20 protein-coding genes and 1 riboswitch are annotated in these 21,362 nt (G+C 30.8%); all 20 genes read left to right on the top strand.

Translation table 11 applies throughout. From position 1 onward, the window contains the following. Nucleotides 1-6: 6 nt before the first annotated feature. The 20 genes from SYNTR_RS05020 (at nt 7) to SYNTR_RS04925 (ending at nt 21,313) form a co-directional block, all read left to right on the top strand. Nucleotides 7-189 carry a DNA-directed RNA polymerase subunit omega gene (locus tag SYNTR_RS05020; protein WP_243140240.1) on the top strand — a complete coding sequence of 61 codons (183 nt, stop codon included), beginning with the start codon at nt 7-9 and terminating at the stop codon, nt 187-189. A gap of 2 nt (nt 190-191) precedes the next feature. Then, entirely contained in the window at nt 192-1,388 is a 1,197-nt protein-coding gene (coaBC, locus tag SYNTR_RS05015) for a bifunctional phosphopantothenoylcysteine decarboxylase/phosphopantothenate--cysteine ligase CoaBC (RefSeq protein WP_156203500.1), read from the top strand. Between the two features lie 99 nt (nt 1,389-1,487). Continuing rightward, nucleotides 1,488-2,681, top strand: coding sequence for a methionine adenosyltransferase (metK, locus tag SYNTR_RS05010; RefSeq protein WP_243140239.1), 1,194 nt, complete (start codon nt 1,488-1,490; stop codon nt 2,679-2,681). Between the two features lie 98 nt (nt 2,682-2,779). Continuing rightward, a complete protein-coding gene (gene priA, locus SYNTR_RS05005; RefSeq protein ID WP_156203498.1) occupies nt 2,780-5,170 on the top strand; it encodes a replication restart helicase PriA in 2,391 nt (796 codons plus the stop codon). Between the two features lie 13 nt (nt 5,171-5,183). Continuing rightward, nucleotides 5,184-5,642, top strand: coding sequence for a peptide deformylase (gene def / locus SYNTR_RS05000; protein WP_156203497.1), 459 nt, complete (start codon nt 5,184-5,186; stop codon nt 5,640-5,642). Nucleotides 5,643-5,659: 17 nt separating this feature from the next. Then, nucleotides 5,660-6,592 (top strand): methionyl-tRNA formyltransferase, encoded by a 933-nt coding sequence (gene fmt / locus SYNTR_RS04995; protein ID WP_156203496.1) that lies wholly within the window; start codon nt 5,660-5,662, stop codon nt 6,590-6,592. A 16-nt stretch (nt 6,593-6,608) separates the two neighbouring features. Next, nucleotides 6,609-7,379 carry a DUF116 domain-containing protein gene (locus tag SYNTR_RS04990; RefSeq protein ID WP_156203495.1) on the top strand — a complete coding sequence of 257 codons (771 nt, stop codon included), beginning with the start codon at nt 6,609-6,611 and terminating at the stop codon, nt 7,377-7,379. Next, complete coding sequence (locus SYNTR_RS04985) at nt 7,364-8,038, top strand: zinc metallopeptidase (protein ID WP_156203494.1); 675 nt, start codon at nt 7,364-7,366, stop codon at nt 8,036-8,038. Before SYNTR_RS04990 ends, SYNTR_RS04985 begins: the two co-directional genes overlap by 16 nt. Nucleotides 8,039-8,059: 21 nt before the next feature. Next, nucleotides 8,060-9,436, top strand: a complete 1,377-nt coding sequence (gene rsmB, locus SYNTR_RS04980; RefSeq protein ID WP_156203493.1) for a 16S rRNA (cytosine(967)-C(5))-methyltransferase RsmB — start codon at nt 8,060-8,062, stop codon at nt 9,434-9,436. Further along, on the top strand, nt 9,436-10,503 hold the full coding sequence (rlmN, locus tag SYNTR_RS04975) for a dual-specificity RNA methyltransferase RlmN (protein ID WP_156203492.1): 1,068 nt from the start codon (nt 9,436-9,438) through the stop codon (nt 10,501-10,503). Before rsmB ends, rlmN begins: the two co-directional genes overlap by 1 nt. A 28-nt stretch (nt 10,504-10,531) precedes the next feature. Further along, nucleotides 10,532-11,248, top strand: coding sequence for a Stp1/IreP family PP2C-type Ser/Thr phosphatase (locus tag SYNTR_RS04970; RefSeq protein WP_156203491.1), 717 nt, complete (start codon nt 10,532-10,534; stop codon nt 11,246-11,248). Between the two features lie 17 nt (nt 11,249-11,265). Continuing rightward, nucleotides 11,266-13,107, top strand: coding sequence for a protein kinase domain-containing protein (locus SYNTR_RS04965; protein ID WP_156203490.1), 1,842 nt, complete (start codon nt 11,266-11,268; stop codon nt 13,105-13,107). A gap of 20 nt (nt 13,108-13,127) precedes the next feature. Beyond that, a complete protein-coding gene (gene rsgA, locus SYNTR_RS04960; RefSeq protein WP_156203489.1) occupies nt 13,128-14,006 on the top strand; it encodes a ribosome small subunit-dependent GTPase A in 879 nt (292 codons plus the stop codon). Further along, nucleotides 14,003-14,653 (top strand): ribulose-phosphate 3-epimerase, encoded by a 651-nt coding sequence (gene rpe / locus SYNTR_RS04955; protein WP_156203488.1) that lies wholly within the window; start codon nt 14,003-14,005, stop codon nt 14,651-14,653. The genes rsgA and rpe overlap by 4 nt, the downstream gene beginning before the upstream one ends. A gap of 100 nt (nt 14,654-14,753) precedes the next feature. Continuing rightward, nucleotides 14,754-14,869, top strand: a riboswitch (FMN riboswitch). Nucleotides 14,870-15,266: 397 nt separating this feature from the next. Then, a complete protein-coding gene (ribD, locus tag SYNTR_RS04950; RefSeq protein WP_243140238.1) occupies nt 15,267-16,379 on the top strand; it encodes a bifunctional diaminohydroxyphosphoribosylaminopyrimidine deaminase/5-amino-6-(5-phosphoribosylamino)uracil reductase RibD in 1,113 nt (370 codons plus the stop codon). Continuing rightward, a complete protein-coding gene (locus SYNTR_RS04945; RefSeq protein WP_320411458.1) occupies nt 16,373-17,035 on the top strand; it encodes a riboflavin synthase in 663 nt (220 codons plus the stop codon). The genes ribD and SYNTR_RS04945 overlap by 7 nt, the downstream gene beginning before the upstream one ends. Before the next feature lie 28 nt (nt 17,036-17,063). Beyond that, nucleotides 17,064-18,260, top strand: coding sequence for a bifunctional 3,4-dihydroxy-2-butanone-4-phosphate synthase/GTP cyclohydrolase II (locus SYNTR_RS04940; protein ID WP_156203487.1), 1,197 nt, complete (start codon nt 17,064-17,066; stop codon nt 18,258-18,260). Between the two features lie 60 nt (nt 18,261-18,320). After that, nucleotides 18,321-18,782: a 6,7-dimethyl-8-ribityllumazine synthase gene (gene ribH, locus SYNTR_RS04935; RefSeq protein WP_156203486.1), complete on the top strand. Its 462-nt coding sequence runs from the start codon at nt 18,321-18,323 to the stop codon at nt 18,780-18,782. A 313-nt stretch (nt 18,783-19,095) separates the two neighbouring features. Next, complete coding sequence (gene mnmL / locus SYNTR_RS04930; protein WP_156203485.1) at nt 19,096-20,040, top strand: tRNA modification radical SAM protein MnmL/YtqA; 945 nt, start codon at nt 19,096-19,098, stop codon at nt 20,038-20,040. A 1-nt stretch (nt 20,041) separates the two neighbouring features. Then, entirely contained in the window at nt 20,042-21,313 is a 1,272-nt protein-coding gene (locus tag SYNTR_RS04925; RefSeq protein ID WP_156203484.1) for an L-lactate MFS transporter, read from the top strand. Nucleotides 21,314-21,362 lie beyond the last annotated feature (49 nt).

Genomic DNA, 21,362 nt, shown 5'->3' with positions numbered 1-21,362 from the left:
AAGGATTTGATTGAAATTACTGATAGTAAGTATGCGGTGGTAGTTGCCGTTGCTAAAAGAGCTAGAGTTTTATCAGAAGAAAGGAAAGATAAAGAGGACTATAGGTTATCAAGTATGGTAACAGATGCACTTGATGATGTTTTAGATGGAAGAATTAAAATTTTAGTAGATCCTGTAAAGGAGGAGTAAAGATGGGGAAGACTATTGGTTTAGCAATAACAGGAGGTATCTCTGCCTATAAGATAGTAGATTTAGCTAGTAAGTTAAAAAAAGATGGGTTTGAGGTAGTTGTAATGATGACTAAGGGTGCAGAGCAATTTGTTTCTCCATTAACATTTAAAACTATAACTGGTCGTGAAGTTGTAAACGACTTATGGAATGAATCTCAAGAATATAAAGTTCAGCATATTGATGTTGCTGAAGAAATTGATTTATTAGTTGTTGCTCCAGCAACAGCTAATATGATTGGAAAAATGGCTAATGGAATTGCGGATGATTTAATTTCAACAGTGTTTCTTGCTAATACTGCGCCAACACTAATAGTACCATCGATGAATACCAATATGTTAGAAAACCCTATAGTCCAAAATAATATTGAAAAACTCAAAGGGTTTGGAGTAAAAGTACAAGAACCAGATAGTGGCATCCTTGCATGTGGTGTTTCTGGAAAGGGTAGACTTCCTGAAATAGATGAAATTTACAATGAAATTTTAAAGATATTAAAACCTAAATTAGATTTAAAAGGGAAGAAAGTTATGGTGAATGCTGGGACAACTTGTGAAGATATTGACCCAGTACGTTTTATTGCAAATCGCGGTACAGGGAAGATGGGTTTTTCAATTGCACAAGCAGCTTATAATCGAGGTGCTGATGTTATACTAGTAAGTGGCAAATCACCATTAGAACCTCCTGAAGGGGTAAACTTTCAGAGTGTATGGGGTGCTGATGAAATGTGTGAGGTAATGTTAAAATTCCAACCTGAATGTGATGTAATAATTGGGGCTGCGGCCGTGGGAGACTTTAAAATATCTGGTGTTGCTGGACAAAAAATGAAAAAAATGGAAGATGAATCAGATGTTCTAACATTACAATTAGTTGGTACACCTGATATCTTAAAAGAAATAGGGAAGAAGAAAAAAGATCATCAAGTAACAGTAGGTTTTGCAGCAGAAACTGAAAATATAGTGGAAAATGCAAAGAAAAAGCTTGAAAGCAAAAATCTTGATTTTATAGTAGCTAATGATGTTACTATGGAAGGTGCAGGTTTTGCTAGTGACACAAATATAGTAACTTTTATCACAAGAGATGGTGATATAGTTCCACTTGAAAAAATGACCAAAGATGATGTAGCTGATGCTATTATTGATAAAGTTGTAGATTTAATATAAACTAATTTTTTATTGAAAAATCTATTCTATTATCTTTATAAACATAAAAAGAATTAACCTTTAATTAAATAAGTGTAGTAACTTGAGGAGTTGAATAAGTTGAAAAAAAGGTTATTTACATCTGAATCTGTAACAGAAGGACATCCTGATAAAATGGCAGACCAAATATCAGACTCAATTTTAGATAACATACTAGAACAAGATCCTTATGCTAGAGTAGCAGCAGAAACTATAGTTTCTACAGGCTTAGTACTAGTAGCAGGTGAAATTACTACAAATTGTTATGTGGATATACCCAAATTAGTTCGTAACACTGTAAAAGATATTGGTTATACACGTGCTAAATATGGTTTCGATTTCGAAACTTGTGCAGTTCTTACTTCAATAGATGAACAATCTAGTGATATAGCTATGGGAGTAAATAAAGCATATGAAGCAAGAAAAGGTGAGATGAATGATATTCAGTTAGAAGCTATAGGTGCAGGAGATCAAGGGATGATGTTTGGATATGCTACAGATGAAACTGATGAACTTATGCCTATGCCTATCCTACTCGCAAATAAACTATCAAAAAGGTTATCTGAAGTTAGAAAAAAAGGGATATTAACGTATTTGCGTCCTGATGGTAAAACTCAAGTTACAGTTGAATATGATGAACATAAACCAATTAGAATTGATACGATAGTAGTTTCAACTCAACACCATCCTGATATTGATATAAAAAAAATAAAAGCTGATATCATACAACATGTGGTAAAGCCGATAATTCCTGAAGAAATGCTTGATGATAATACAAGATACTATATTAATCCAACAGGTAGATTTGTTATTGGTGGCCCCCAAGGTGATTGTGGATTAACAGGGCGAAAAATTATAGTTGATACTTATGGTGGAATGGCTAGACATGGAGGAGGAGCATTTTCAGGTAAGGATCCTACAAAAGTTGATCGCTCAGCAGCTTATGCAGCACGATATGTTGCCAAAAACGTGGTAGCAGCTAACTTAGCTCAAAAATGTGAAATACAGCTAGCATATGCTATAGGAGTAGCACAACCTGTATCAATAAGAGTTGATACTTTTGAAACAAATACTATATCAGAAGATAAAATAGAACGTATTATAAGAGAGGCATTTGATCTAAGACCTGCTGCTATTATAAGAGATTTAAATCTTAGAAGACCCATTTATAAACGATCTGCTGCATATGGACATTTTGGACGTATTGAAGATGAAGGTTTTACATGGGAAAATACTGATAGAGCAAATAAATTAAAAGAATTAGCAGGATTATAACAGATATATAAGAAATACATATTTATATAAGTTAAAGGCGGGCAAAAACCCGCCTTTAGTCCATTGGGGATTTATAAAGTGGATAAGGGGTGATAACAATGGATACTTATGCTAAAATCTTATTAAAATTACCATATAGATTGGATCATCCCTATATATATAGTATTCCAGAAAAAATAAATGAGGTTAATTTAACTGGAAAAAGGGCATTGGTAGAATTTGGAAACCAAAAAATTGAAGGAATAATAGTAGAAACTTTTAAGTCATTAAGTAAATCATTAGAATTTAAAAATATAAAACCTATAATTAAAGTATTAGATATTGACCCAGTAATTACTCCTGAGTTATTAAATCTTACGTATTGGATGTCAGATAAGTATAACTGTTCATTTTATAGGGTTGTTAATACAATGATTCCTAAGCTTCTAAGTAGTAAGCGTAATAATGTTATAATTCCTTTAATAAGTGAGAGTGAATTAGATTTAAATACATTTGAGACTTCAGTACAAATTTTTTTAAAAGAATTATTATCTAAAGGTGAAGTATCAATAAATTATGCCAGAAAACACTTATCAACATATCAATTAAATGCTCTTATATCTCGAGGCTTAATAAATTTTTCTACTACTTATAAAACTACTAAATGGCAAAGACAAGGATATATATATGAAATAAGTGAGTTTGATTATGAAGACCTAGATGTTTTAAGAAAAAAAGCATATCGACAGGCAGAAGCCATGGAAATTATTTATAAGAACAAGTCTATAAAAAAAGAAAAATTAGAAAAACTAATTCCTAGAAATAGTATTAAATCATTATTACAAAAAGGATATATACGCCTTACTAAACAGCAAAACACTGTGAAAAATCCTAATATAAAATTAACAACTGAACAAACCAATGCTATAGAACATATTAATAAATATATTAACCAAAAAACCTTTATAGAATTTTTGGTATATGGTATTACTGGTAGTGGAAAAACAGAAATTTACATTCAGTCTGCTCAAAAAGCAATTAATGATGGTTTAGGAGTTATTGTATTAGTACCAGAAATAGCTTTAACGCGTCATTTAGTTGAAAGTTTTAGCACAAGGATAGCTAAAATGGCTGTAGTACATAGTCAAATGTCTGATGGTGAAAGATATGATGAATGGCAAAGAATTAAAAATGGTGAAGTAGACTTGGTTTTGGGTACTCGTTCAGCTATTTTTGCACCAATACCTAAACTAGGACTAATAATAGTAGATGAAGAGCAGGAAACGAGTTACAAACAAGAAGAAACTCCTAAGTATCATGCTCGTGAGGTTGCTCGTAAACGTGCAGAAATGTCAAATAGTATTTTAATTCTGGGTAGTGCTACACCGTCTATAGAAACTTTTTATAAAGCAATTAAAGGTGATACTAAACTTTTAACACTAAATAAGCGAGTTAAAGGAGCTAATTTACCTACAATTAGCGTAGTTGATCTTAAAAAATCTAGAGAAAAAGGGTACACTATCTTTAGTGATTATTTGGAAGAAAAAATTAAACATGTTTTATATAAAGGTGAACAGGTTATATTGTTTTTAAATCGCAGAGGTTATTCCCCATATGTCATTTGTACAAATTGTGGAAAAGTTACAAATTGTCCAAATTGCTCTGTAAGCATTACATATCACCTTAAAGACGACAAATATATATGTCATTATTGTAACTATCAAATTTCACCAGGGATTACTTGTAGTAATTGTGGGTTGCAAAAAATTAACTATACAGGTTTAGGTACTCAAAAAATAGAGGAAGAGGCGTTAAAACTTTTTCCTAATGCAAGTATTCAAAGACTAGATATTGATATAAGTAAAAGAAAAGGTATACAAGAAGAAATAATTAACAATATGAAAAAAAAGCAAATTGATATATTAATTGGTACTCAGATGGTAGCAAAGGGATTTGATTTTCCAAATGTATCACTTGTGGGTATAATAAATGCAGATACTATGCTTAACATACCTGATTTTAGAGCCGCTGAGAGATGTGTGCAATTAATTTTACAAGCTGCTGGTAGAGCTGGTAGAGCTAATGTTTCTGGTGAAGTTATAATTCAAACTTTTGACACTTCAAACAAAATTATTGAAATATTTGCCAATCAAGATTACTTTGAATTTTATACAGAAGAAATAAAAATGAGGAATCTCTTGGAATATCCACCATTTACTAATATATTACGTATAGTTGTAACAGGTTTAAATTCTGAAATTGTGAAGGAAAAAGTTGATTATATAAAAAATTATTTAGAAGAAATTATTGATGCTAGTGAGGAAAATATAACAATACTTGGTCCTGCACCTTGTCCACTCTATAAATTAAAAAACAAATACAGATATCAAATAATTATAAAGAGTCCTAATGAACCATTTTTAAATAGCATAGTCAAGAACTTATCATATGATTTACCAAGTGACAATGAAAAAATAGAAATTGATATAAATCCATTAATATTTATGTGAAGGAGGACTTTTGTTGGCAGTTTACAAAGTAGTCAAATTACCTGAAGAAATACTTAGAACAAAATCCATACCAGTAAAAAATATAAATTCAGGTGTTATAAGACTTTTAGATAATATGCGTGATACAATGTATGCTTTTGATGGTGTTGGAGTTGCAGCTCCCCAAATTGGAATTTCAAAACGAATCATAGTAATAGATCCTGGTGAAAATTATATTGAATTAATAAATCCAGAAGTTATTGAACAAGAAGGTGAACAATATGGAGTAGAAGGTTGCTTAAGTGTACCTGGAGTAACTGGTGTTGTAAAAAGAGCAAAGAATGTAGTTGTTAGAGGTTTAAATAGAGAAGGTAATGAAGTGCAGATAGAAGCTGATGAAATGCTTGCTAGAGTACTTCAGCATGAGATAGATCATTTAGATGGTATATTGTTTATTGATAAAGCACAGGACATTAAGCGAGAAAAACAATAATATTAGGGGGATTACAGTTGAAAATTGTTTTTATGGGAACATCAAACTTTGCTGTTCCTTCATTAGAAAAACTAATTAAATCTGATCATGATATAGTAGCTATTGTAACCCAGCCAGATCGCCCTAGGGGTCGAGGAAAAAAATTAGAACCAACTCCAGTAAAAAGTACAGCTTTATTATATAATTTACCTGTGTTACAACCAGAGAGAATTAAACAGGTTGAAGCTATAGAAAGTGTTAAAAACTATCAGCCAGATTTAATTGTTGTAGTAGCTTATGGACAAATAATACCTATTGACTTACTTGAATATCCTAAATTAGGGTGTATAAATGTGCATGCTTCTTTATTACCTAAATATAGAGGTGCAGCGCCAATACAAAGAGCAATAATGGCAGGTGAGAAAACAACTGGCATTACTACGATGTTTATGGATGAAGGTTTAGATACAGGTGATATAATAATGCAACTACCTGTTACTATAGAACCAACAATGGACTATGGCGAACTTGAACAAGTGATGGCAAAACAAGGGGCAAAACTTCTCATAGATACTATTGCTAACCTTGCTAGTGGGTCATTACCTCGTCGAAAGCAAGATGAATCAAAATCTACATATGCCAAAATGCTTACTAAAGAAGAAGAAAAAATACAATGGTCTAATAATGCTTTAGATATTATAAATAAAATTAGAGCGTTAAGCCCCACACCAGGTGCATATACATCTTATAAAGGTACAAAAATAAAAGTATTTAAAGCATTAGAAAAAAATAAAAATAAGAATGGGGTGATAGGAGAGGTATTAGAAATAACAGAAAATGGTTTTATAGTACAATGTCAAGATGGTACTATTGAGGTAATAGAGGTGCAAAAAGAAGGGAAAAAAAGAATTTCTAGTAAGGAATTCTTAAGAGGATTCAAATTACATTCAGGTGATGTGTTAGGGGATTAGGAGGCAGTTAACAAAAATGTTAGATAAAAAACGAACTTATATTGGATTGTTAATTTTAAGCCTCATTTTTATACTTTTGAGTTTTACACTAATATGGTTTTTATTAAATAATAAAGACGTTTTTTTTGGACAGATATTCATAATAGCTTTAGCAATAATAGCTACTATTGCCTTTTTAATTCTAGGATTAGGTACATTAGCAATAATATTTATGATTATTAGATCTAAAACAATACCATCATTAGAAAATATAACTCAAAAGGCAAATGATTTATTATTTCCATTAACAATAATGGTAGGTAAGTTAGTTGGCATACCCAAAGAAAGAATTCTTAGATCTTTTATAGCTGTAAATAACTATTTAATAAAATCAAAACATCTTAATCTAAAAAACAATAAAATTATGATTTTAGCTCCCCATTGTTTACAACATGCAGATTGTCCTTATAAAATAACTATAGATGTATTTAATTGTAAACAATGTGGTAAATGTACTATTGGTGATTTAATAACATTTGCGCATACTTATAATGTTATGTTAGTAGTTGCATCAGGAGGTACATTAGCTAGAAAATTTATTAAAGACAAAAGGCCACAAGGAGTTATTGCAATAGCATGTGAAAGAGATCTTTCTTTAGGAATACAGGATACTAGTTCTATACCAGTTATAGGAGTATTAAATAGTAGGCCAAACGGACCTTGCTATAATACTAAAGTTAGCTTAGATGATATCGAAAAAGCACTAAAAATTATAAAGGAGGATGATATTAAATGTACTTTTTGTTAATAATGTTGCCATTTTTAGCATTATCAATTTATGCTCAATTTAAAGTAAAATCAACTTTTAAAAAATATTCAGATGTACGCTCTTCTAAAGGAACAACTGGTGTAGATGTAGCATCTACATTACTTAGAAGAAATGGCATGACTAATAAGGTTGGAATAGAACCAACTCCAGGAAGCCTTACAGATCATTATGATCCATCAACTTATAAAGTGAGGCTATCTGAAACTGTATATGGTGAAAACTCAATTGCAGCAATTGGTGTTGCAGCTCATGAAGTAGGGCATGCTATACAGCACAATGAGCAATATGGCCCTCTAGAATTACGCCATAAGATTGTACCAGTTACAAATTTTGCATCATCAGCTTCTTTTCCAATATTATTAGTTGGTATACTAATGCAAAGTTTTGACTTAATATTTATAGGAATTATTCTTTTTGCAGCTGTAGTTTTATTTCATGTTGTAACATTACCAGTAGAATTAAATGCATCCAGAAGAGCAGTAGTACAATTGTCGGAAGCAGGTTTAGTAGCTCATGATGAAGTGCCAATGGTCAAAAAAGTATTAGGAGCAGCCGCGTTAACATACTTAGCCGCAACCTTGATGGCAGTTGCAAATTTACTTTATTATATAATGATATTTATGGGAAGTAATGACTAGTCTAAAACTAGAGGTGTATTAATGAATAAAAAAAAACAATCTGAGTTTAGTAAAAGTGTAAGAAATATAGCTTTAGAGGTTGTTTATGAGGTGTTAGAAAAAGATGCTTATACAAATATTTATCTTGATAAAGTACTAAAGGATAAGAATTTTCCTCAGAGTGATAAAAGCCTTGTAACTGAGTTAGTTAATGGTACTGTACGTATGCATAAGCACCTAGATTGGGTGCTTAATCTTTTTTTAAAAGCAAAAATAAACAAACAAAATCCATGGTTTCGCAATATTTTAAGAATATCTGTATATCAAATTATTTTTATGGATAAAATTCCTGATTATGCAGTAGTTGATAATGCAGTAAAATTAACTAAAAAAAAGACACCTGGATTAACAAGTGTTTGTAATGCTGTATTACGTAATATATTACGTAACAGAGGAAAGCTAACTTATCCATTAGAAAAAGATGAAATAAAATTTTTATCTACTTTTTATTCTCATCCTGAATGGATAGTAGAATTATTTATAGACGAATTTGGTTTTGAAAACACAATTGATATTTTAAAATATAATAATAAGCCGGGTACAATAGTAGCTAGAAACAACTGTTTAAAAACAACTAGAGAAAAATTAGTTCAGGAATTAAACAATGAAAATTTTTCTGCCCAAATTAGTGATGTCCATCCAAGTGCAATAAAGATCTCAAAACTAAAAAAACCACTAAATCAGTCAATCATATTTAATAAAGGTTGGTTTTATGTGCAAAATGAAGCATCTATGCTAGCTGGTTTAATATTGAGTCCTAAGAAGGAAGACATAATTTATGATCTTTGTTGTGGGGTTGGAGGAAAAAGCACACATATTGCTGAATTAATGGGGAATATAGGTCTAATATATGCTTATGACATTTATGAACATAAGCTTAAATTACTAAGAAAGAACTGTAAGCGCCTTGATATTTCAATAGTAAAAGAGTATTGTCAAGATATTTTCAAAATAGATGAAGCAAATAAAGCTGATAAAATTTTATTAGATGCACCTTGTTCTGGCTTAGGGGTATTGAATAGAAGAGCTGATTCAAGATGGCGCAAATCTATAGAAGAAATAAAAGAACTAAACAAATTACAAAAAAATCTATTAAACAAAGCTAGTAAATTAGTAAAACCCGGTGGTGTATTAGTATATTCAACGTGTACCATAAACAAATCAGAAAATGAATGTATTGTTGAAGATCTGATAAGAAACAACGAATATTATTTAGAGGGTTTTGAGGAAAATATAAGTTTTTTTCCGTTAGATAAAACAGATAGGAAGGCATCTGAAAAAGGTATGCTAACCATAATTCCAGGTAAATATCAAACAGATGGAATGTTTTATGCTCGCATTAGGAGGAGATCAGTATAGTGAATGAAAAAACTGAGCTTTTAGGTATGAATAATGATGAAATTGAAGAATATTTATCTTCGATTGGTGAGCCAAAGTATAGAGGTAGGCAAATATATAAATGGATTTATCAAAAAAATATAAGTTCATTTTATAATATGTCTGATATACCAAAAAACTTGCGAGTTAAATTAGATGAAAATGCAAATATATCAATTCCTAGATTTCTAAAACAGCGTGTATCACAAGATGGGACTAGGAAATTTCTTTTGGAAATGATTGATAAAAAAAGAATAGAAACAGTTGTAATTCCTCAATCTTTAGAAAAAAACACAAAATACTCACTTTGTATATCAACTCAAGTAGGGTGCCCTATTGGTTGTTCATTTTGTGCTACTGGGACTTCTGGATTTCAAAGAAACTTAAAATCTTATGAAATCGTGGGGCAAATTTTATCTTCACGTAGAGAGTTGTCTAAAAGATTAAAGAATTTTAATTCAGAAATGATAACGAATGTTGTTTATATGGGGATGGGTGAACCTTTTTTAAACTATGATGAAGTGATAAAATCTATTCACCTATTGATTGATTATAAGGGAATTAATATTGGGCAAAGAAATATAACCATATCAACTGCAGGAGAAGTAAATGGTATAAATAAATTAGCAAAAGAAGCTTTGCAAGTTACACTTGCTATATCCCTACATGCTTCTAACAATCATTTGCGAAACAGATTAATTCCTTTAAATAAAAAATATCCTATTGAAGAATTATTTAAAGCAGTAGATAATTATATAAAAAAAACAAATCGTCGTGTTACTTTTGAGTATATAATGCTAGATGAAATAAATACAAGCAGAACAGATGCAACTAACTTAATAAAATTAGTTAAACCTCTATTGGCTAATGTTAATTTAATTCCTTATAATGAAATACAAGGTATAGAGTTTAAAAAACCATCAGAAAGTAAAGTTGCACAATTTTATGAATGGTTAGAAAAAGGTGGGATAAATGTAGTTGTTCGAGGAGAAAGAGGCTCTGATATAGAAGCAGCTTGTGGACAATTAAGCTCAAGAAAAGAACGTTAACTACAAATACATTTAATAGAGGTGTATTATGGATTTTATTGGAATGTCGGATATAGGTTTAATGCGTAAAAAAAATGAAGATAGTTATTTAATTAATGAAGATATTGGTCTATTTATTGTGTGTGATGGAATGGGCGGTCATAAAAGTGGTGATATAGCTTCTGACCTTGCGGTTAAAGAGATAAATAATTATGTTATAGAAAATAATGTTTTAGATGAACCATCAAAGATTTTATTAGAATCAATTCAAAAAGCAAACTATCTTATATGGCATGAGAGTAAAACAAATCCCGAGTGCTATGAAATGGGTACTACAGTAACAGCTGCTATTATACATAATAACAAACTTATTGCTGCGAATGTAGGTGACAGTTGTTTATACATAATTCGTAATAACAATTTAATTAAGGTCACAAAAGATCATACTTTAGCTGAACAAATGCTATCTAAGGGGTTGCTTAGTGCAGATGAAATAAATTCTAATGCCTATAACCATGTACTAACTAGAGCTTTAGGAATAGACAAGCAGGTTGTTGTTGATCTGTTTTTTGAAGAGATTTATTCAAATGATTTTATAATATTGTGTAGTGATGGTCTAACTGACTTAATACCTGATGCAGAAATACTTGAATTTATAATGGATAATTATAACAATTCTTTAGAAACTATAGCTAAAGAATTAATTGAATTAGCAATTTATAGGGGTGGCAGTGATAATATTACTATAATCCTTATACGCATTTAATTAGGAGGTAAGTAGTTTTGAAAGGCACTGTTTTAAGCGAGCGTTATGAACTAATTGAAGTAGTAGGCGAAGGCGGAATGGCTGTTGTTTATAAAGCTCGTTGTAAAATACTTGACAGAATTGTTGCAGTTAAAATATTAAAAAATGAATATTCAAATGATAGTAACTTTGTTGATAAATTTAAAACTGAGGCTTTATCAGTAGCTAGAATTTCACACCCTAATATTGTCAATGTTTATGATGTTGGTCAAGAACAAAATATTTATTATATTGTAATGGAATTTGTAGAAGGCAAAACCTTAGAAAAGGTTATTAATGAAAGTGCTCCTTTAGATGCCGATAAAGCAGTAGATATAGCTATTATGATATGTGATGCATTACAACATGCCCATAATAAAGGTGTAATTCATCGAGATATAAAACCTCATAATATTCTTTTAACTGAGGAAGGTATGGTAAAAGTAGCTGATTTTGGTATTGCAAGAGCAGTTACTAATGCCACTATAACATTCGGCGGAAATATAGTTGGTTCAGTACATTATATATCACCTGAACAAGCAAAAGGTGAGCCGGTAGATACAACTACTGACTTATACTCACTAGGTTGTGTCTTATATGAAATTTTAACAGGCAAAGTACCTTTTGATGCAGAAAGTCCAATTACAGTAGCATTAAAACATATACATGATGAACCAGTTAATCCTAGCAATTTAAATGAAGAAATACCACCATCCTTAGAAGCGATTATTATTAAAGCAATGGAAAAATTAGCAGTTAATAGATTCCATAATGCAGAGGAAATGCGAAATGCATTACTCGATTTAAACACTAATGTTTTATCTTCTCATCAGAAACAAAGATATGATAAAACACTAATAATGTCTCCCAAGGATTTAGAAGGGAATGAATCTGAAGTGAAGGAAAAAAGAAAAATTCGTCCTGTTGGCATTGCTTTAATAACTGTAGCTGTTTTAGGTTTATTATCAGGAGTCTTCTTCATCTTAACCCCAACCTTATTCCCAGAAGATGTTGTTGTTCCTGATTTGGATGGTATGACATTACAAGAGGCAAGAGGTGAATTAAATGATTTAGGTTTAGGTTTAGATATAATTGATGAACAATTTAGTGATGAATTCGAACAAGATACAATAATGTCTCAAAACCCTAGAGAAGGACAACTAGTTAAGCAAGGAAGAGATATAAGAGTTATTATAAGTAAAGGTCCACAACTAAAATCTGTTCCTAATTTAGTAGGCTTAGATTTAGCTGATGCACGTATATCTTTACGCAATCAAGGGCTTACAGTAGGGGATGTTGATGAAATATTTGATGACCAATATGAAGAAAATACAGTAATCTCCCAAAGTCCAGAGTCAGGAACAGAACTAAACCTTGGGGAAAATGTAAATGTTATTGTTAGTAAAGGTGCAACTCCTAATAGAATTTCAGTTCCAAATTTAATAGGAGTGACAATATCAAATGCAACAGAAATTTTACAACAGCGGAATTTAGATTTAGGTGATGTTACAGAGAAAGAAAGTGATGAATATTTTGCTGATCAAATTATAGAGCAGGAAATAGATGCCGGTGTTTTAGTTGAAGAGGAAAGTGAAATTGATGTTGTTGTAAGTACTGGTCCTGGACCTGATGCACGAACACAAACACTTGAGTTTGATTTACCAGATGAGCAGGATTTTTACAAAGTAATTATTAAAGTTAACGATATTAGGGGTGAACGCGAATTTTATAATGAGCTTCATAGTGCAAATGATACAGTATCTGTAGGTGTTAGTTATTTTGGAAGTGGATCTGCAATTGTAACATTAAATAACCAAGACTATAAAACATTTAATTTATAATTACTTGAAGGGGGGAAGTTATGCACAGTATTCAGTTGGAAGGCTTAATACTGAAAAAATACAGTGGTTTTTATTATGTTCAGACTCCAGATAAAAAAATTTATGAATGTAAATTGCGTGGTAAAATAAAAAAACATGTATTAACTGGAGATAAGGTCATTATAACACCACTACAGGAACAAAAGGGAATACTTGAAAACGTTTTAGAAAGAGACAATGAACTGTATAGACCAAAGATAGCAAATGTAAGCATTGTTTTAATAGTAATGGCTCATGACAAACCTGCTCCTAATTTGGTTTTACTCGATAGATTACTTTTTTTAGTTAAATATAACAATTTAATTCCATATATAATTATGAATAAATGTGATCTAACAATGGATAAGAAAGCTAAAGAAATTTATGATTATTATTCTAAGTTTAATATTTTATCTACTTCAGCAATTAATAATATTGGGATAGAACAATTAAAAGAAGTAGTTAAAGATCAAATTGCAGTATTAGCAGGTCCTTCTGGTGCGGGTAAATCTAGCTTACTAAATGCAATTATTGAGGGTTTAGAAGTTAAAACACAAGAGGTTAGCAAAAAAATTGGTAGGGGTAAACATACAACACGTCATGTTGAGCTTTATTCCATAAAGTCAGGAGGTTGGATAGCTGATACTCCTGGATTTAGTGTTTTGGACATGCCAAAAATCAAAAGAGAGCAACTAGCATTATATTTTCCAGACTTTCAAAAATATATTGATAATTGTAAATTTAATAATTGTTTACATGCTAAAGAAAAAGAATGCGGGGTAAAACAAGCAGTAGAAAGAAATTTAATAAGTTCAATAAGATATGATAATTATATTGCAATGCTTGAAGAAGTTATAGAAAATGAGAGGTGCTACAAGTGACATTGATTGCTCCATCAATTTTGTCAGCAAATTTTTCGAATTTAAAAGCTGATATTATAAAGGCTGAAAAAGCTGGTGCTGATTGGCTACATATTGATGTAATGGATGGCCATTTTGTTCCTAACATAACAATAGGTCCACAAGTAGTTAAAGATATCAGAAAAGTGTGTGAATTATTTTTTGATGTACATCTAATGATAGAAAAACCAGAAAATATAATACCAGCATTCATTGAGGCTGGAGCTGATATGATAACAGTACACAGTGAAACTTGTGTGCATTTACATAGAGTTATACAAATGATAAAAGCTAGTGGTTTAAAAGCTGGAGTTGCAATAAATCCAGCTACATCTATAACAACTATAGAAAATGTAATTAGTGATACAGATTTAGTACTTATTATGACAGTAAATCCTGGGTATGGTGGTCAAAATTTTATATCTAACTGTCTACCCAAAATAAAAAGCATAAAAAATATGATTCAAGAAAAAGGTTTAACCACATATATACAGGTTGATGGTGGAATAAATAAAGATACGGGAGCAGAAGCTGTTAAAGCAGGTGCTGATGTTCTAGTGGCTGGATCATATATATTTAATTCTAATGATATTGAAAAACGAATAAAAGCATTAAAAGATATTAAATAAAAAATATATATAGAATCCATATAAAATATATGCAATAAAATCAAATCTTGACCAATAATAATAGGAGTGCTACTATTAATAAAACTTAATAACAATATATACCTTTCTTCGGGGTTGGGTGTAATTCCCTACCGGCGGTAAAGCCCGCGAGCCAAAAGGCATGATTCGGTGAAATTCCGAAGCCGACAGTTAAAGTCTGGATGGGAGAAGAAGGGCCTGATTGCTGTTTTGTGCTGTCTTTTATGCCTATAACTCCCAGAATAATTCTGGGTTTTTTTATTTTCTATAATTGATTCTGCTGCAAAAAGTAACTACATAGAACTTAAGGCTGAGCAAACATGTTTATCTAAGTCCTTAAGTAGCAAGGCGTGGTGCATAGATCACGGCTAGGTATAAATAAATTTTACTTTACATAATAAGTGCTAAGCAAAAATGAAGATAAAGACTGATGAGCGGCGTGATAAAAATGTTTGCTCAGCCGATTCCATAGCCTAAGTTTAGCTTTTCGCAGTGAAACCATAATTTAATTATCATTAATTGTGCTAAGTGGTTATGATCTTATAATACGGTTAAAAGAAAAAATCACTAAGTGGTTTTAATAAGAGGTGTAAAATTGAAAATACATAACAATGAATATTATATGAATAAAGCAATAAATTTAGCTAAAAAAGCTTATGGAAGGACTAATCCTAATCCTATAGTAGGAGCTATTATAGTTAAAAAAAATCAAATAATTGGCACAGGCTATCATGAAAAAGCGGGAACACCTCATGCAGAAATACATGCTTTAAAAGAAGCTGGTACTGATGCAAAAGATTCAACTGTATATGTTACCCTTGAACCTTGTAATCATTATGGTAAAACTCCACCGTGTACTGACGCGTTAATACAAGCTGGCATAAAAAAAATAGTAATTGCTTCATTAGATCCAAATCCATTAGTAGCAGGAAAAGGTGCTCTTAAATTAAAAGAAGCTGGTATAACTATAGAAATAGGCATGTGTAAAGATGAAGCTAATAAAATGAATCAATTATTTTTTAAATATATTAAAACTAACATGCCTTATATATCATTAAAAACTGCTATGACACTAGATGGTAAGATAGCAACATATACGGGGGACTCAAAATGGATTAGCAATGAGCTTTCACGTAATTATGTTCATGAATTAAGAAATATATATGATGGTATATTAGTTGGAATAGGAACAGTATTAAAGGATAATCCTTCGTTAAATACACGTCTAGATAAGAATGATATTAGAAATCCAGTAAGAATTATAATAGATGAAAATTTAGATATACCTATAAACAGTAATATAATTAATACAAGTAAAGAGCAAAGAACTATTATATATACTTCTAAAAATACTGCAACCAAAAAAATAAACATATTAGAGTCTAAAGGAATAGAAATAGAGCAAACTGAAACTGATGAGAATAATAAATTAATATTAGAGGAAGTTTTAAATAATTTACCTAAAAAGGGTATATATAGTGTTTTAATAGAGGGTGGGGGAGAGATAAATGGTTCTTTTATAGAAAAAAGACTAATAGATAAAGTATACTGGTTTATTGCTCCTAAAATAGTTGGTGGAAAACATGCACCTTCACCAGTTAGTGGACAAGGTATAGAATTAATAAATCAGGCTTTATACGTAGAAAGAATAAATATAAATAAGTTTGAAAATGATTTACTAATAACTGGTTATATAAGGTGGTGGTAAAAATATTTACAGGAATTATTGAAGAATTAGGGGTTGTTAAAAATATAGTTAAAGGGGCAAATTCATGCAAAATAAATATTCAGTGTCAAGAAGTACTTAGTGATGTTAAACTTGGTGATAGTATAGCTATAAATGGTGTATGTCTTACAGTAGTAGAGTTTTCAAAAAACCATTTTATTGCAGATGTTATGGCTGAAACATTAGAAAAAACAATTTTAAAAGAATTAAAATCTGGTAGCCAAATTAATCTGGAACGAGCGCTACGTCTTAGTGATAGATTAGGTGGTCACTTAGTACAAGGTCATGTAGATGGTGTTGGAACTATTTTGGAAAAAGAAAACTTAGATATATCAATCATTTTTAGAATTCAAGCTCCTGAACATGTATTAAAATATATTATTCCTAAAGGTTCTATTGCTATAGATGGTATAAGTTTAACTGTTGTAGATGTATTTGCAGAAAGCTTTAGTGTATCTGTTATTCCACATACTGCAACTATAACAACATTAGGGCAAAAAGATACTGGAGATAAAGTTAACTTAGAAACTGATATAATAGGGCGTTATATAGAAAGGTTAATACTGAATAACAAAGGTGAAATAAAGGATCAAAGTAAAATAGATTTAAATTTTTTGAGTGAACATGGATTTATATAACAACAATATAACCTAAGGAGGTTTTTTAATGTTTAATACAATAGAAGAAGCTATAAAAGATATACAAGAAGGTAAAATGATTATCTTAGTTGATGATGAAGATAGAGAAAATGAAGGTGATATAGTAGTTGCTGCTGAAAAAGCTACTCCTGATATAGTTAACTTTATGGCAACATATGCCAAAGGACTAATTTGTGTACCCATTATAGGTGAAAGAATAGATGAACTTAAAATACCTGCTATGGTTACTGATAATACTGATAATCATGAAACCGCGTTTACAGTTTCAGTAGACCATATATCAACAACAACAGGCATTTCTGCTCATGAAAGATCTGATACTATACAAGCTATGATTTCAAATAATAGTAAAGCCCAGGATTTTAGGATGCCTGGTCATATTTTTCCATTAAGATATAAAGAAGGAGGAGTATTGAGAAGAGCAGGCCATACAGAAGGCTCAGTTGATTTAGCACAATTAGCTGGTCTTTATCCAGCAGCAGTAATTTGTGAGATTATGAGTGAAGACGGGACCATGGCAAGAGTTCCTGAATTAATGCAATTTGCACAAAAACATGATTTAAAAATTGCTACAATAGCAGATTTAATTGAATATAGAAGAAGAAAAGAAAAACTAGTCATAAGAGTAGATGATGCAAAGCTACCTACTATGTATGGTGATTTTGATGCGGTTGCTTATGAATCTGTATTAGATGGAAAAGGACATATTGCTTTAGTGAAGGGAGAATGGGATGAAAACGAGCCAGTATTAGTGAGAGTGCATTCTGAGTGCCTCACAGGAGATGTATTTGGTTCAAATCGTTGTGATTGTGGTGACCAACTTGCTACAGCTTTAAACATGATTGAAAATGAAGGTAAAGGTGTATTTTTATATATGCGGCAAGAAGGTAGAGGTATAGGATTAATAAATAAAATAAAGGCTTATAAACTACAAGATAAAGGTAGAGATACAGTAGAAGCAAATATAGAATTAGGCTTTCCTGATGATTTGCGTGAATATGGAATAGGTGCCCAAATACTTGTGGATTTAGGAATTAGGAAGATGCGCCTACTTACAAACAATCCTAAAAAACTAAAAGGATTGGAAGGTTATGGATTAGAAATTATTTCAAGAGTTCCATTAGAAACTAATTGTAAAATTGAAAATGAAAAATATTTACAAACTAAAAAAGATAAAATGGGACATATGTTTAAATCACTATAAATATTAGGGACTGTCAATGCCTAATAGCTACAATATAAAAAATAGGAGGTTTATAACAAAATGACTAAAATTATTGAAGGAAATTTAATTGGAGAACAACAAAAAATAGGAATAGTAGTGTCAAGATTTAATGAATTTATTACAGGTAAACTTTTATCAGGTTGTATAGATACCTTAGTAAGACATGGGGTTAATAGAGATAATATAAAAATTGTCTGGTCACCAGGTGCATTTGAAATGCCATTAGTAGCACAAAAAATGACTTCTAAAAATTATGATGCGGTAATATGTTTAGGAGCAGTTATTAGGGGTGGTACACCTCATTTTGAATATGTTTCGGCTGAAGTAACCAAAGGTGTAGCACAAGTTAGTTTAAATTCAGGTATTCCAGTTATTTTTGGTGTAATAACTGCAGATACGATAGAACAGGCTATAGAAAGAACGGGAACAAAAGCAGGAAATAAAGGTTCTGAAGCAGCATTAGCTGCTATTGAAATGGTAAACTTACTTGGAAACATATAATAATTGCATTACTTAAAAACCTGTGTTTTCAACACAGGTTTTTTTAATGTGAATATTCACTAAAAATAGGATGATTATTAATAAAAAACAGCTGTATAGCTGTTTTTTATTTAAGTAGAAATTTTTAGAAAAGTAGTAAAAGGATTTTTTAAAATACTATAAATTGTTATAAATTTTATACTAAAACGATTATGTATCATAAGTTTTGCAGACACTCCTATTACTTAATATTTATTGTTAACTTGTACTAATTTCTATAGTCTAGTAGACTATGGTATTATATTTTTAAAATACAAACGAATGAGGTATAAATATGGTAGTTCAAAACCCCCATCCCATATTATGGAATGACAAACGTTATCATACACTAAATTATTACTTACGAAAAAAATTTGGGCAAAAAGTATTTAAAATACCATTGGATGCAGGTTTTACATGTCCAAATAGAGATGGAACATTATCAACAGATGGTTGTGCTTTTTGTAGTGCTAGAGGATCTGGTGATTTTGCTGGTAATAGAGAATTTGATGTTAAAACACAATTTAAAAAAACAAAAGAAATGATGCATAAAAAATGGCGTAATGGCAAATATATAGCTTATTTTCAAGCTTTTTCAAATACCTATGCTTCTATATCACATTTACAAAATCTTTATGAATCAGCTTTAGAGGAAGAAGGGGTGGTTGGATTAGCAATAGCTACACGACCGGATTGTTTACCTGATGAAGTATTAAATTTATTAAATAAATTTAATAAGCGTACTCATATGTGGGTAGAGTTAGGTTTACAAACTATACATAATAAAACAGCGCAAAAAATGAACCTACATTATAACTATAATACATTTCTTAAAGCATTAGATAAACTGAATAGTAGAAATATTGAAATATGTGCACATATTATCCTAGGTCTTCCTAATGAAACTAGAGAACAAATGCTTTCTACGGGTAAAGAAATAGCTAAACTACCGCTACAAGGTATTAAAATTCACTTATTTCATTTAATGGAAAATACACCATTAGCAAAAGCTAACTCAAATACATTATCTTTTTTAACAAAGGAAGAATATGTAGATTTAGTAGTAGATATTTTAGAATATATTCCTCCAGAAATGGTTATTCATAGATTGACAGGGGATAGTCCGAGGAAATTATTAATTGGACCAAAATGGAGCTTAAATAAATGGGAGGTATTAAATAGTATTGATGAAAGAATGAAAGCAAGAAATACATGGCAAGGTAGATTGAGGGAAATATAAAATGGTAATACGGACTGAAAATATTAAATGGCTAGTTTTAACCTCAGCTATAGTTATAAATTTATGTTTAGGTGCAATAAATGCTTGGAGCATATTTGCTACCCAACTAAGAATTGAAAATCCCGAATGGACTATATCTCAAATAGCTACTGTGTTTTCTATAATGTTATTTGCTTTTGCTATGACTACTATTATTTCAGGATGGGTCCAGGATAAGATAGGTCCCAAATGGGTTGCTACAACGGGAGGTATTTTATTAGGTATTGGGATAATTATGTCTGGTCGTGCAACATCATTAATTGAATTATACATATGGCATGGAGTTATAGCTGGTATGGGGATAGGTTCAGCATATGTAACACCTTTAGCAACAGTTTTGAAATGGTTTCCTGACAAAAGAGGTTTAATGAGTGGTATAGTAATGGGGTTTTTTGGTGCAGGAGCATTTTTATTTGGACCTTTAGCTAGTTATTTAATAACTTTAACCGGATCCATTAATGATACTTTTATTATATTAGGAATCATATATTTAATCGCTGTTGTAGGAGGAGCACAATTTTTAATAACTCCTGACTCAAATAGGGATAATAATATTAACATTATAAAAAATCAAAAGAATTTAACACCATTAGAAATGCTAGCTCATAAAAATTTTTATGTTATATGGCTTGTATATGTTATGGGTTGTAGTGCTGGCTTAGCTCTATTAAGTAATGCTCAGGAAGTTGCCCAATTATTTGCTGGCTTAACATCTATGCAAGCTGTTTCTATAGTTAGTATCATTGCTATTTTTAATGCCTTAGGCAGTCCTTTTTTTGGCACTTTATCAGATTATATTGGTAGAAAATACTCATTAACTTCTTTATGCATACTAGCAGCATTGGCTTTTTTGTTACTTCCGTTAGCTAATACCTTTGTAACTTTCTTATTAGTGTCTTCAGTTATAATGTTATGTTTTGGAGGCTTGTTTGGTGTATTTCCTACAATTTCTGCTGATTTTTATGGTACAAAACACTTAGGAATTAATTATGGATTATTATTTTTAGCTTATGGTTTTGCAGCATTTATTGGACCTAGCATAGCTTCGACACTTGCTGATGTTGCTAGAGAAAATGCCCTATTAATGGGGGCTACACCTAATGAAGTGAAAATAGCTGTTACAGAAGGTTATACTAGAGCTTTTTATTATGTTAGTGGAATGTTAGTGATAGGAGCGTTTTTAACTCTGTTTATAAATAGTCCAAACTACAAAGAAGAATATTATAATAAATAATTTAACCAAGTAACAGAGAATTTATTTTCTTTGTTTAAAAATATGATTT

It is taken from the genome of Candidatus Syntrophocurvum alkaliphilum (assembly GCF_009734445.1).
In the GTDB taxonomy this organism is placed as follows: Bacteria; Bacillota; Syntrophomonadia; order Syntrophomonadales; family Syntrophomonadaceae; genus Syntrophocurvum; species Syntrophocurvum alkaliphilum.
Note: the sequence above shows the minus strand (reverse complement) of the source record. Positions and strands in the feature narration are given on the sequence as shown.

Excerpts from the sequence above, each read along its gene's own strand:
- rsmB (WP_156203493.1), top strand. The coding sequence starts at position 8,060 with ATGAATAAAAAAAAACAATCTGAGTTTAGTAAAAGTGTAAGAAATATA.
- SYNTR_RS04990 (WP_156203495.1), top strand. The coding sequence starts at position 6,609 with ATGTTAGATAAAAAACGAACTTATATTGGATTGTTAATTTTAAGCCTC.
- SYNTR_RS04985 (WP_156203494.1), top strand. The coding sequence starts at position 7,364 with ATGTACTTTTTGTTAATAATGTTGCCATTTTTAGCATTATCAATTTAT.
- coaBC (WP_156203500.1), top strand. The coding sequence starts at position 192 with ATGGGGAAGACTATTGGTTTAGCAATAACAGGAGGTATCTCTGCCTAT.
- mnmL (WP_156203485.1), top strand. The coding sequence starts at position 19,096 with ATGGTAGTTCAAAACCCCCATCCCATATTATGGAATGACAAACGTTAT.
- SYNTR_RS04925 (WP_156203484.1), top strand. The coding sequence starts at position 20,042 with ATGGTAATACGGACTGAAAATATTAAATGGCTAGTTTTAACCTCAGCT.
- rsgA (WP_156203489.1), top strand. The coding sequence starts at position 13,128 with ATGCACAGTATTCAGTTGGAAGGCTTAATACTGAAAAAATACAGTGGT.
- ribH (WP_156203486.1), top strand. The coding sequence starts at position 18,321 with ATGACTAAAATTATTGAAGGAAATTTAATTGGAGAACAACAAAAAATA.
- SYNTR_RS04970 (WP_156203491.1), top strand. The coding sequence starts at position 10,532 with ATGGATTTTATTGGAATGTCGGATATAGGTTTAATGCGTAAAAAAAAT.
- priA (WP_156203498.1), top strand. The coding sequence starts at position 2,780 with ATGGATACTTATGCTAAAATCTTATTAAAATTACCATATAGATTGGAT.
- SYNTR_RS04940 (WP_156203487.1), top strand. The coding sequence starts at position 17,064 with ATGTTTAATACAATAGAAGAAGCTATAAAAGATATACAAGAAGGTAAA.